8 protein-coding genes are annotated in these 12,646 nt (G+C 66.6%); 4 read left to right on the forward strand and 4 right to left on the reverse strand.

From position 1 onward, the window contains the following. Positions 1–17 precede the first annotated feature (17 nt). From ACLARN_RS26945 to ACLARN_RS26960, 4 genes are read left to right on the forward strand one after another with little or no spacing between them, the layout of a single operon-like run. Positions 18–1,595: a PD-(D/E)XK nuclease family protein gene (locus ACLARN_RS26945; protein WP_409494246.1), complete on the forward strand. Its 1,578-nt coding sequence runs from the start codon at positions 18–20 to the stop codon at positions 1,593–1,595. Continuing rightward, positions 1,592–2,566, forward strand: a complete 975-nt coding sequence (locus tag ACLARN_RS26950) for a hypothetical protein (protein ID WP_409494247.1) — start codon at positions 1,592–1,594, stop codon at positions 2,564–2,566. The genes ACLARN_RS26945 and ACLARN_RS26950 overlap by 4 nt, the downstream gene beginning before the upstream one ends. Next, positions 2,566–5,949, forward strand: coding sequence for a hypothetical protein (locus ACLARN_RS26955; protein WP_409494248.1), 3,384 nt, complete (start codon positions 2,566–2,568; stop codon positions 5,947–5,949). Before ACLARN_RS26950 ends, ACLARN_RS26955 begins: the two co-directional genes overlap by 1 nt. Next, on the forward strand, positions 5,937–8,606 hold the full coding sequence (locus tag ACLARN_RS26960; protein ID WP_409494249.1) for a pPIWI_RE module domain-containing protein: 2,670 nt from the start codon (positions 5,937–5,939) through the stop codon (positions 8,604–8,606). The genes ACLARN_RS26955 and ACLARN_RS26960 overlap by 13 nt, the downstream gene beginning before the upstream one ends. A 417-nt stretch (positions 8,607–9,023) precedes the next feature. Here ACLARN_RS26960 and ACLARN_RS26965 read toward each other — a convergent pair whose 3' ends face one another. The 4 genes from ACLARN_RS26965 to ACLARN_RS26980 all read right to left on the reverse strand — a co-directional run bounded on the left by ACLARN_RS26965 (position 9,024) and on the right by ACLARN_RS26980 (position 12,600). Further along, the gene (locus ACLARN_RS26965) at positions 9,024–9,509 is read right to left on the reverse strand and encodes a hypothetical protein (protein WP_409494250.1); all 486 of its coding nucleotides are present in this window, start codon (positions 9,507–9,509) and stop codon (positions 9,024–9,026) included. A 1,072-nt stretch (positions 9,510–10,581) separates the two neighbouring features. Beyond that, the gene (locus ACLARN_RS26970; protein ID WP_409494251.1) at positions 10,582–11,331 is read right to left on the reverse strand and encodes an alpha/beta fold hydrolase; all 750 of its coding nucleotides are present in this window, start codon (positions 11,329–11,331) and stop codon (positions 10,582–10,584) included. Between the two features lie 430 nt (positions 11,332–11,761). Continuing rightward, entirely contained in the window at positions 11,762–12,040 is a 279-nt protein-coding gene (locus ACLARN_RS26975; protein WP_409494252.1) for a hypothetical protein, read from the reverse strand. 242 nt (positions 12,041–12,282) lie between these two features. After that, complete coding sequence (locus tag ACLARN_RS26980) at positions 12,283–12,600, reverse strand: effector-associated constant component EACC1 (RefSeq protein WP_409494364.1); 318 nt, start codon at positions 12,598–12,600, stop codon at positions 12,283–12,285. Positions 12,601–12,646 lie beyond the last annotated feature (46 nt).

The following is a 12,646-nucleotide window of genomic DNA, read 5'->3' on the forward strand; positions in this document are numbered from 1 at the left end:
TCACGGAAGAGGAAGAAATGACGCAATGGCATCCCCCTGCCGGGGTGTCGGGCGATTCCGGCCTGATCAAGGTGTCGGTCGGGATGCTCGGCCCCGCCCGGTACCGCTGCCCGGCACGGGACGCGCTGAACGCACGTCCACGCTATCGAGCCGACACTCCGGTGCTCCGCAAGCCGGAGAAACTGGAATCCTTCGCGAACGGGCCGTTCATGGACGCCCTGGATCTCATCGAACACCAGGGGCTCGGCACCGAAGACGCGCTCAGGAAGGTCACCCAGCGTCCGATGCACGATTCGGTGCGGCGCTGGACCGAGCACGCCGTCACCGGATACCGGAAGGCCTTTCCGCCCGATGGCGAGGAGGGACTGCTCCCTTCGCGAGGAAGGTGGGTGTATCAAAGCGTTCTCTCCCAGCCCGATCCGCGCGGCGCCCGGCAATACCGGATCACCGTCTGGGGCCGGTGCTACCGGACGCCGGACGGAAGGCTCCGCGAGGTCCGCTTGCCGTCGAACCGCCTGGACGGCCGGGTGAGGACGGACGCCGAGATCGCGGTCGCGGCGCTGGTCCTGGCCTCCGGCGGCCCGGAAGGACCGCCGGAGCACATCAGGATCCGGCAGTTCGGGATGCTGGAAGGCCGGTCGGCCACCTTGTTCGACGGTTCACGGCGCGCCGCGCTCGACCTCTACGCCGTCGCCGGCCGGGCAGCACTCACCCAACTCGTCGACGCGGGCGAACCGATCGTGTATCGACCGGGCTCGTCGTGCGCCGACTGCCCCTTCTCGGCGATCTGCCCGGAACTGCCCCGAACACCTGGTCTGCTGGGCGTCCGGAACCGGAAGCGGCCGCGGCGAAGCTGGTCCGCCACCTCGGCGCGCAACCACGCCGTCTGTCCTGCCAAGGATTATGGTCGCAGACAACGCCTTCCGGTGGCTCAAGACGTCGAACGCGGACCGGCGGCGGAGCGCGGGCGTGCGGTCCACCGGTACCTGGAGCGCCGCCACGACGAGGCAGTCGAACCCTGCGACACCCGGATTCCCGAGGACTGGGTACCGCCGGGGTTCGACCTGACTCCGGAAGACCAGGCGCTCGGCCTCCTTCTCCTGCGCCATCACTCGGTGGTGTGCCCGGTACATCTCACGCATGACCGGAGCGATCTTCGAGTCGAACCTGACCTCGTCTACGAGGACCCAGATGCCGACACGGTCGTCCTGGCCAAGCCGGATCTGCTCTACCACGACGGACACACGTGGGTCTGGCGTGAGGTGAAGACCTCGGCATCCGGGCGCCGGGGGACGCGTCCTTGGCTGGAGCGCTATCCGCAGCTGGCCCTCGCGACCCTTCTCGCCGCACATGACGAGTACGGGCTGGGGATCGGCCGGGTCGAACTCGAGATCCTCCGGCCCGCGGGCGCGGACCTGTACACGCTCGACCCGCTGACTCCCGCGATCCGTCGCCAGGCCGAAACGGTGATAAGCGAATCGTTCGGCCGCTGGCAGGACGACGACCACTTCCTTCCGACGCCGGGACGGCACTGCGGCGACTGCGAGACGGCTCGCTGGTGCCCGGCACGCGAAACGACCGGAGGCGCGGAATGACGGACACGGCGAAGTTGCTCGCCCACCTGGCGCGGGGCGTGCACGCACTGTCCTGTCACGACGGTTCGGGATCGATGGTTCCGCCTTATCCCGGTGAGACCCAGTACGCGCTCGACTCGATCGTCCTCGAATGCCTGTTCGCCGGGCGGACACCGCCGGCGGGCGTGCCCGAACTGATCCAGTGGTGCACGGACCTGACCTCGCGAAGATGGCCGTTCTCGTTCGGGGAGCGACACTCCGCCCCTCCCCTGGTGTCCCCTGTCCACCGGACCCGGACCCGTGCCTGTGCGGAGCTGGCGGGGTTGGCAGCGGTCGCCGCCGAACTCATGACGGAGCTGACGTCCGACGCCTCGGCCGCGGAAGCGGCCGCACGGCGCCGGTTCGTCCGGTCCCACGCAGTCGTGGGACCGGACACCCATCGCAGGCTCCTGATGGACGATCCTGACGCCGCGACGGCGTACAGGTTCGTGAAAGACCTGTACCGGCCACCACCTGCCGAATGGGTCTTTCGCGGAAAGATCGCGGTCTGCGAGTGTGGTCTGCTCGCGCTGCCGGACACCCCGGACGAACGTTTCACGGCGTGGTGCGAGCGCGAGACCTGCCACCCTGGCAAACCGGTCAAGCACCGTCTTCCTGTCACCCGGACGCTCGTGCTCGACCCGTCGCTCAGGCTCTTCGTGTCGCTCCCCGCGAAGGCGGAGGAACGGTTTCATCGTGACCTTGCGACGACGGCGCTTCCCGGAACCGGAATCCCGGTGGTCCGGTTCTACGACCGGGTCGTGCCTTCCGCGCTCGCCCACGACGCCGTTTCGGACCGGGTGGACATCGCGGTCGTCCCCGATGACTCCGCGATGGCGCTGCCGGAACGACGCGAGGCTTTTCGCGCCGCTCTCCCGCCGGAAGCGCGCATCGTCATCAGCACCGAAAGCGAGTTACTCACCAATGTGGCCGCGGGCCGAAAGGAATTCTGATGCGTGAACCCGAGGCGGTACTGGAAACGGTCCTCGCACGGCTCGAAGAGAAAAAGCTGCGACCGGATCAGGCGGCTCTGTTGTGTGACGTGGAGGTGGGCTTGCGGCTGCACGAACTGGTCAACCCCGACGAACCGGTGGGCGGAGCATGGACGTTGTTCTGCGGGATCCCCTACGTACGGGGGCGGGGGCTCGTCACCGGCGGGAACGCGGCCACCATGCTCCGGTCCGCGCGCTTCACACTGTGGACGCTGCGCAGGCGATCGGGCTGGCACGACGCGCTGACCGCCTATCAGGAGTTCGACCGGAAAGTCCGGGCCTTCGACGTCCCCGACCCGTCCGCCCGGATCGTCCGGTTACCGACGGAGGGAATCGCCGACGATCGATTCACCTTCTACGATAAGTTGCTCAGCACGGCGCCACCGTTCACGACCCGACCGATTTCCCTTGCAGGACAAGGGTTACACCGATTTCAGGCCGGACGGACGATGCTGCGAGTCGAACTTCCCGACACACAAGGAATCCCCGAGCCGGCGAGACACGACATCCAGCTCCCGCCCGCCGGCGACGGAAGAGCGATCCCGGTCGTCTGGCGGAACCTGATCGCCACCGCCGAAGCCATGGACCGCATCGAGTTCCACGACTGGGCGGGTCGCCTGCGGTCGGTCCGGCTCCGGAAACGGGGAAAGGCGGGCTTCCATCCTTCGGGACGGTTCACCGTCGCGGGAATCGAGCACTTGCTCGGCATTGTGGGAGCGGGAAAGAGCACCTTGCGCGACGTACTCACAGTGCATCTTGCCCGCCGCGGCCGCCGGGTCACCGTCGTGGTCGGAGACATCGCCGAAACCCTGGAACTGGTCAGGCTCTACAACCTGTACACCGGCGGTCTGGCCGCCCCGATCCTGGGAGCGTCGGGCAAGGAACGGCACACCCGGCGGATGCACCGGCGGCTCGCCGGACGCGGCATGCCGAACCTGCTCGCCCATGACGGCTCCGCGTTCGACCACCTCAGCAGTTCATGCGCGGTGAACCCGCTCTGCGGTGACCACCGCGACGTACTCGATTTCAACCAGGCACCGTGCACCCGATTCCAGCGCCCGACGGTCCGGCCCTGGGCCAAGCACGAATGGTCTTCGGTACCGCTGGTCTGTCCGTTCTGGGCGGCCTGCCCCCGGCACCGCGGCGCGCACGAGCTCGTCGACGCCACCATTTGGGTATCGACACCGGCGGGTCTGGTGGACGCCTCGATCCCGCGGCCGCAGAACTCCGAACGAATCCGCTACCTCGAGGCCGCTTGCCGCCGCAGCGACCTGATCATCGTCGACGAGGCGGACCGGGTGCAGATGCAGCTCGACAGAATGTTCGCCCCCGCGGTCACGCTGATCGGCGGTTCGGGGCGAAGCTCGCTGCTCGACGACCTGAACACCCACAAGATCCGCGAACTGTCCGAAGGAGCCCGAACCCAGTTGTCCGATCGCGACGTCGAAGACTGGACGGCGGCGGTCAACACGATCACGGCGGCGACCGACCGCCTGTACGCGATGCTGGTCGCTCGGCGGGCGCTCCGGGATTGGGTGCACACCGGCTACTTCAGCGCGTGGACACTCCAGCTCCGGCTGATCGAGGAGCGCTACCCCCACGACGATCCGTCCACGAAGGAGGCACGTCAGGAACTGATGGACGAACTGGAGGTCTTTCGCTACAACCCGTTCGGGGATCGCGCCAGGAAGGCCGTCCCGGAGCTGACCGTGCTAGTCAACGAGTTACTCACCACCGGACGCCAGTCCGCGACCCGGCTCAAGCTTCGCTCACAACTGGTGAAGTTGTTCGACCTCGTACCGAAGCTGGCCGACCTGCAGCAGTCCTACGACGCGGAACAGAAGCAACCGAAGCGCGCGAAACGCGGGCACAAGCCGGCCCCACATCCCGACGACTGGCTGGACGAGAAGTGCCACCAATTCGAATTCACCCTGCTCCTGTCGGCGCTGGAGCCGAAGCTCGCGGCGATGAACGCGATGTGGCCGCGGGTGGAATCGGTCCTGAAGCTCGCCTTCAACGACATGTACCAACGCCCGGCCGACTACGGTCCATTCGTCCCGGAAGCGCCGATGGGCAACGTGCTGGGCTTCCAGTTCATCATCGACGGGCCGCCGCGGCACGGTGTGCAAAGTGGTGAGCTCCGGTATTTCCGATGCAGCGGGATCGGCCGGGAACTGCTCCGCGCGCTCCCTGGCATCCCTGAGGTGGACGGCCGCCAGAGGACCAATGTCCTCCTGATGTCGGGGAGCAGCTGGGCAGGCAGCTCCAGCCGTTATCACGTGCCGGTTCCGGTCGGCGCCATCCTGCTCCCTCACCCGGCTCACGCCCGCGCCGTCGTCGACGGAACGGAGATGCGCTTCGAATTCCTCCGCGGCGGCGACGCGGGTCCCCTGAAGCTGTCCGGTGCTGGCTTGGACGAGCGGCCGGACATCCTCCGCCGTATGGCGGTCCGGCTCGGTGAGCAGGACCACGACGGCAGCATCCTGGAGCGTGAACTCCGCGTCCTGCCGGATCCACGGCGACGCGTCCTGCTTCTGGTGGGCAGCTACGAAGAAGCCGCGCTGGTGGCCGACACCCTCCACACCCTGCGCCCTCGGTGGACCGGAGCCGTGCTGCGGCTGGTGTCCGACGACGACGCCGACATCGGACCGGAACTCGCGGACACCGAACGGCACGCGCCCGTCCTGCGCCGCGGCGACGTCGGCTCCCTCCGCCACACCACTGCCGAGATCCTCGTGGCGCCCCTACTGGCGGTCGAACGCGGTCACAACATCCTCAACTTCGACAGCGTGGCCGCCCTGGGCACGGTCTACTTCCTGGCCAGGCCGAACCCCCGGCCCGACGACCTGGGGCTCGCGGTGCACACGGTCAACGACTGGCTTGTCCGGTACGCCGACAGCCCGGAGTTCGCCCAGCGAATGCGCGCCGCCGCCGACATCGAGGAGGGTGCCCTCGCAATCCGCAAGGAGGCACGGCGACACTGGTACCGAGCTCTCGTCAGATCACTGGGCTGGAGCAACCTCGGCAAGGACCGGGACACCGTGACCTGGGATCTGCTGGTCCTCATCTGGCAGGTGATCGGCCGCCTGGTGCGCGGCGGAGTGCACGCCCGAGTCGTCTTCGTCGACGCCGCGTTCGCACCGGAAACCGCTGCGGGAAAGCCGGCGGCCGAGACCCGCGAGACCAGTTTGCTGCACAACATCCATGCCGTCCTGACGCCGTATCTGCACCCGGGATCGACCGAATCGGCTCACGACCGCTACATCGTCAACGCGCTTTATCGACCTCTCTGGGCGGCGCTGGACCGTTGCCTCGACAATAAGGACCTGAAATGCACTCCGTGATCACCCCCTGCGCATACGAACCCGACCCCGGCACCGGTCCGTGGATCGAGGAATTCCAGGTGATGACGTTCGCCGATCAATGGCGCACCGAGCTGACGGACCTGTTCGCGCTCGGCTGGCGAAGCCGTGACCCGTTCGCCGGGCTGCCGGTCCGGAAACTCGACAATCTGCTGCGCGCGGTGGCCCCGGGCATTCTCGCGACCGGCCGCGGTGCCTCCGCCGACCCGTCCGTGCCATGGCTCTATGCCAGAGAACAGCTCCCGGACGACGTCGTCATGCCCGCCTTCTTGAGCTGGGTGACCATGCTCCGGCCGGAGAACGAGCACCGGGCGGCGACCCGCCGCGTGTTCGACGCGATCCGGACCACGAAGCCGGAATGGCGGAAGTGCCCGGTCGAGTTGTCCGGAACCGACGTTTCACCGGGCGGGACCGCCTTGCCACATCAGCGGCTTTACGCGCTTCTGCCGGAGCTGCTGGCTCTTCGCCTGGCCGCCCGCCCCTTCCGCTCGGAGGGGGCGGGCGTCGACCAGTGGTTCCGCGTGGTGCGGCGCGAACAGGGAGCCGAACTGGTCACCTGGCCGCCTCTGCCGTATCGGAAGAACGGCCTGGATCACCACTACTCGGCGCTGCTGCAGATCACCGTGCACAACGTCCCGTTCACCCCGTCGTTCCGGGTCCACGTGTCCTCGGGAATCCGGCGATGGTCGACCCGCACGCCGATCTGGACCCCGCGCGGCCGCGGCGTCACGGTTCTGTTCGATCTCCCCTTTCCCTGGCAGGAAGACTCCGAAGCCCGCCGGACCCGGCTGATCGGCAACGTCATGAAGTTCTCACCGCAGGATGGCCGGTACACGTGGCGAGGACAAAGCTCAGTGGAGATCATCGGCGAGTTGGACATCGTCCAGCGCTATCCGAAGCCCGAGGAGATCATCGCCTCACCCCGAGACTGGTTGCGGGGGCAAGGCAAGGTCGCAGCAGGGGTCGTGCACAGCACCGCCATGGGCAGGCACCAGATCGGCACCGGCCTGATGCCCGGCGAGCGCGCACATCTCGATGCCTGGGTCGCGGACGGGCTACGACCGTGGTTCCGGCGGACGTCTCCACTCGAACGCGTGTCCAGGATCAGCAAACCGGTGCTGCTTCCCAAAGTCCCGAAGACGGACACCGCCCGCCGGGCCCAAGTCGATTCACAGGCGGTGTGCGCCCGGCGCGCCGCGCTGCGGGCCGCGCTGGCCGGAAAACCCCTGACCATCGAAATCGTCACTCTCTACCCGGAGACCCAGGAGCACCTCGTCCATCAGCTGGCCGTCCTGCTCGGAGTCGCCGCTGAGGATTCCGGGAACGGGAGCGTACGGCACTGGTCGGTGGACGGCCTCGAAATCGAGCTCTCCCTGTCCGACGCCGGATCACTCGGCGACGCGCTCACCGCGCCACCGGAGGTGAAGAGCAAGGACGCACGAGCGTCGGAGACGCTCCGTGCTCGCCGGGCGGCGGTCGCGGCGCGATTCCCCCGCCGGACGGGCCGAGCGGGACTGGCGCTGGTCGAGATTCCCGGTGCCGATCGGTTCACCGAACCGGACTCGGACCCCAAATTCGCTTTGCGTCTCGGATTCGCCGACACCGGTCGCGTCTCCCAGTTCGTCCAGGTCTCCGATGACCACACCGCCGACCCTGCCATCCGGGCCGAGTCCGCTTGCCTTGACGGTCTCCGGCAACTCGGCGCGTCCTCGGTGCCGGAGCACCGTGCGGGCGCCGAGATCCCGGCGGACCTCCAGTACGTCGCCCTCTGGGCAGTCCGCAAGCAGGCCACCGCCCTGACGAAACGCGCCTCCCGGCATCTCGTCGCGGTCAGGATCCGGCCGGCCGCCCCAGAGCATCCGGTCGAAGGCTGGGACGACGACGCACGGGCTTGGATTCCGTACAGCGACCTTCTCGTCTCCCTCGCTGCAGGTAATGACCTGGACACCGACGGTCCGCGAAAGGATGGTCGTGACACGTTCTCGACGGCCGAAGACGAGCGTGCCGACATCGAGCGCCGTATCCGAGCGATCCTGTTCCAAGCCCGGGACCGGCCCACGCTCCTGTTCGTGAACGCGGGCAACCTGCGGGACTCGTGGCGTTGGCTGGGGAATCGCACTCTGGTCAAGGACAAGCTGGGCTTCACCGGCGAACCGGATCAACGTCTCGGCGCGTTCGGCGAACACCTCCGGATCGTCCTCCTCCGCGACCGCAACAGCCGGGAAGAAGTACCCCAGTGGTACGCCCCCGGCAAGGACTCCGAGACGCCGGGATTCAGCCTCGGCCTGTGGGCGTCCCAGGACGCCCCGCCCGGCAACCGCGTATTCGCCAGTACCGCCGACGTGCCCAAGAATTTCCCCAAGGTTCCCCGAGGGCTTCGCAAAATCGGCCGTGAACCGAACGGATCGTCCTCGCCGACGGTGCCCGCCTGGAATCCGCAGTACTTGGAACTCACGTTGCTGGGTTGTCGTGCCGAGGACGACCCCGCAGTCTGGGCAGCGCTCAGCCACCAACTGAGGTTCCACGACGATTACGTTCCGTTAGCGAGGCCGCTGCCGATGCACCTGGCCAAGCTCGCCGACGAATACCTGAACCCGCTGCCCGCCGAGCGGGTTTCGCCCGAAGAAACCGGACCGTGATCGTTCTGGGCGAGCACGAGTCCTCCAGCCCCAACGAGCTCACTCCGCGCCTGGATCCGCGCGGAGTGAGCCGCGCGGCATCATTCGTCCAGGTCAGGACCGGAACGAGGTACCTGCCAGGCCGACTCACGTGAGACTCGTGACGATGAAGGTCCGGCCACCCTGCCTACCATGGATCACGCCGCAGGAACGGCACACGACGTGGTGGATCGCGAGTCACGGCAGAACGGCGACCCCCTCCCCTCAGTCTTGACGTAGCCACCCCGACGGCAGTCCGCCCGGGGAGGCGTACTCAGATGGCAGGACGACTCGCCGTCGTCATGCCATCTCCACCGTGTCCCCGGTCAAAGTGCCGATCAGCCTTCAGGCGCCGCGTTCACGAGAAAGAAGCGTTGCCCGCCTTCGGCTTGGTCGCGTTCACACCGCCGGTTTCGGGGCCATGGCCAGCATTTGAGCCGCCGGCGAACCGGACGGCAAGTAGCTCCTGCGGTCTTTGACTTGCACGAAGTCGGCGCCGCTCAGAGCGGTGTGCCACAGCCGCCGTCCATCGACACGCGGAATACGGCCCCCAACCCAGCCCGCGGTTTCGATCTTGCTGCGCCCCGTCCGGGCGGCCATCTCCAGCGCCGGCTCCAGATCGCTGTCATGAGACGCGAGGACGACCACGTCGTGGGTACCGGCCAGCGCCAGGCTCACGACGGTGATCCCGACCAGCACATCGATACCTTTTTCCCGCGCCGGCGTACCCGGCCAGTCCGGCGGGTACTTCAAGCTCCGATAGGTAACTTCCACCCTCGAGTCCCTCGTCCAGTGCGATCGCTGCCGCTGCGCGATGCCGTAAGTGAAGAACTCGTGCTTGTTGCTCGGCATACCGCGGAAGACCCGGACCACCCCGTAATTCACCAGGTGACTCGGCCTTCCGGCGTGCCGTCCGCAAGGCCACCACCCGCTCCGCGAACGACAACGGGTGGATAAGGCAGTCGTGAACCGGAACGCCGCCGGGTGCGAAGAAGTCGTGGGCCGTGAGGTGGACGTTCTGGTAGTCCATGACGACACAGATGCTCTGACCGGACATGGCGAGCTCCTGAAAAAAAGGCCCCACCAGTCCCGGAGGACTACCTTATATCTACTTGTATATGACCTTCGACGTTATTACCCGCGATCTCAGCATCGTTCAACAGCGATGTCGCGACAGGCGCGCAGTCCGGACTCCCGAGCGCGCCGCGCCAGGGTGCTGAACGGCCGCGATTCGAGCGCCCCACGGTGTCCGGAAGCCTTTTAATCAGGCACTTCTACGAAACTTGATATTCACCACTGGATCGTGCGTGTCGGGCGACTGCCGACGAAGCGGTTGGAATCACTTACCGAGCGCCCTGGAGCTTGATCTCTCTACTCGACGGGCCTGCAGAGTTTTGCGATGTGAAGAGATCGCAGACAGGCCGAGAACAGCGACTGGGACCGCTAGCAGCGCCATCCAGCCTGTGTTGGCTGTCCGGCGCTGGTCGCAGTCGCGGTAGACTCCGGCTAAAGTGGCCGGTGGTTGGCTTGGGCCTACAACGTAGTCTGTCTGGAGTCCGTTACCATACTCGTCGAGCAGGAACCCTCGCCTGAATGGCCATCCTGCGGCGACGACAGATCCACATTGGACTTGCACGACCGGAGACTGGCTGTCGGCGTCATAGACGATCACGGGTCGTTGAACGAACAGCCATATCATGCACCCCACCAGCAGGACCGCACTGGCGCCCGCGACAACCTTGGCTCTCACACCGTCAAGCTACAGCAGATCCGCAATACGGGCGAACCGCTTCGCGCCACTATTGGGCTCCTGAATGTTGCGCTTCACAGGCCCGATCGAGCGGGTGGACGGGGGGCGAAGAGCGGCCGGAATCGATCACGCCGACAGCGGCCGCCGCGGAATGATTTCGACGGGAGCTGATCCATCCCTGCGGCCACGCACGGCGGGAGGCAATACCTACCGGTTGTCCAGGTCGGCATAAAAAGCGTTCAGCGCAGCAGCTCCCCGCGTTGGGTCCTGCATCATCCACCAGTGTCCGAGGCCGTCCAACACGGCTTCCGTGGCACCGAATCGCTCAGCCGCACGGTGCGCGAACTCGGGTCCTCCGACGAACTGGTCCTCTGTCGCATTTATGACGAGTCCTGGGCGGCGTTCTTCCGTGGAGAGTCCAGTACCCCAATCGATGGCCGAGAGGTCCACCGCGGAGCGGTACAAAGCCAGAATGCACTTTCCCATCTCGGGACCGGCCTTCGCCGTTGCCTTCGCGGCTTCGGTGGTCATCCCGAGCGCGACCAGGTTCGCGACCTGCTCGTCGAACGGAGCGCCGAACATCTGCTGGATCGCGGCTTCCCCCGCACCGGGTGTCTGCCAGACCTGCGCAAGGTCGTGCCAAACATAGGCGGGGTCGCTGGCGCCGGCCACGTCGTTGCACCAGGAGCGGATGAGGTCGGGCCGGGTGGCGGCGACCCGCTGCACATGGTTGCCGCCCCAGTCGTGCCCGACCAGATCGATCGATCCGTCGATCAGCTCGAGTTCGGCGATGAGCCACCGGAGATACTCGTCCGAGGTCGCGCCGAAGTCGTCGGGAACCGCGGCACCGAATCCGGGCGGTGAAAGCGTGATGACGTCGGTCCTGGCGAGTTCACCACGCAGCGGTCCCCAGATCGCCGCGGTTTCGGGCACTCCGTGAACGAAGACGACAGGCATCCGCAACTCCGATGAACGTGGGGACAAGGGGGAGTGGGTTCGCATCGACGAGGCTGGACGCCCGCGCATCCAGCAAGGCTCGAACAGGCGAACGACGTCATACTAGCGACCTTCAGCGTGAAGGACGCCTGGCGCTACCGAGCCCATCCGTGACAGCCACCGGCCAGGCCCATTGTTGTGGCCTCCCACACGTCTCCGCTGCTGTTTCCCGGGACGGCACCACTACGGCCGATGACGGCCAATGCACTGTGCCGGGATCCCTGTGCTCGCAGCTCGCAACAGCGCATGCCTCTCCCTCGCCGCCCGACTACCTGCCTCGGTACTAGGTCACCTCACCGGTATCGAGATCGGCACCGCCGTCAAGTGGAATCAACGCGCGGGCCACGACTGGACCTCATACCTCCAAGCACGCCTACCAGATGCCTGCCCCTCAGGCAATCCTCCGAACCTGACGATCAAGCCCGGACACCGCAAACGACGAGGCCCCGAAGATCCACGAGTCGGGTCGAGGATCATGAACATGGTCGGGAACCATGCTTTGGCCAGGCCAAGGTAGCTGGTCGGGGCCCCGTCGGCCCAGCGCTCGTTGCCGTGGCGGCCCCTCGCGTCCGCGTAGGTCCATGGCCCGGTAGTTGCCGTCGACGACGTCGAATCCGGTGGCGAAGACCAGCACGTCGAGTTCGTGCTCGACCCCGTCGGCGGTGCGCACCCCGGCCGGGTGATCCGATCGCTCGGGTTCTGTTTGTCACAGTGACACCCGGCTCACTGCCAATCCGTTTCAACGCTGTCGGCTCATCCGAGTAGCGCGACTCGCTCGACTGATCCAGCTCGGAAGGAGCCGCGTTTCGCCGGGGGCACGGACGTGAGTTCCGTGTACTTCCAGCTGCCGACCAGAACCGCACGCGACCGGGAGAAGTCGCCGTCGGCCGCGTCAGGCATCTTTGAGCGGCATCATCGACCTTCTCGGCGGTCACCGTGACGGTCTTGTCCTGGTTTAAGCGTAATGGTCACGTTCGACCGCCGGGACCGGATGAATACCGGCAGCGTCCCGATGGCCATCCGCGAGGGCACCGCTACTTGAAGCACATCCCAGGCACCCAGTTCACCATCTGCGGCTTCACCGGCGACTCGCGTCACTTCGATCCCGGATATGCGCCGGAGGTGTTCCCGAAGCCAGCGATCGCCAGCACCTGGAACGCCTCGGAGAACACCGCCGACACGGTCTGGAGGATCCTTTTCTGGAACTCGCCAGGTCCCAGCGCCGGACAGCTAGACCGCGTTCGAATGGCCGCACAAGTCAGGCACATACTACGGA

It is taken from the genome of Amycolatopsis sp. cmx-11-12, from assembly GCF_046269425.1.
In the GTDB taxonomy this organism is placed as follows: Bacteria; Actinomycetota; Actinomycetes; order Mycobacteriales; family Pseudonocardiaceae; genus Amycolatopsis.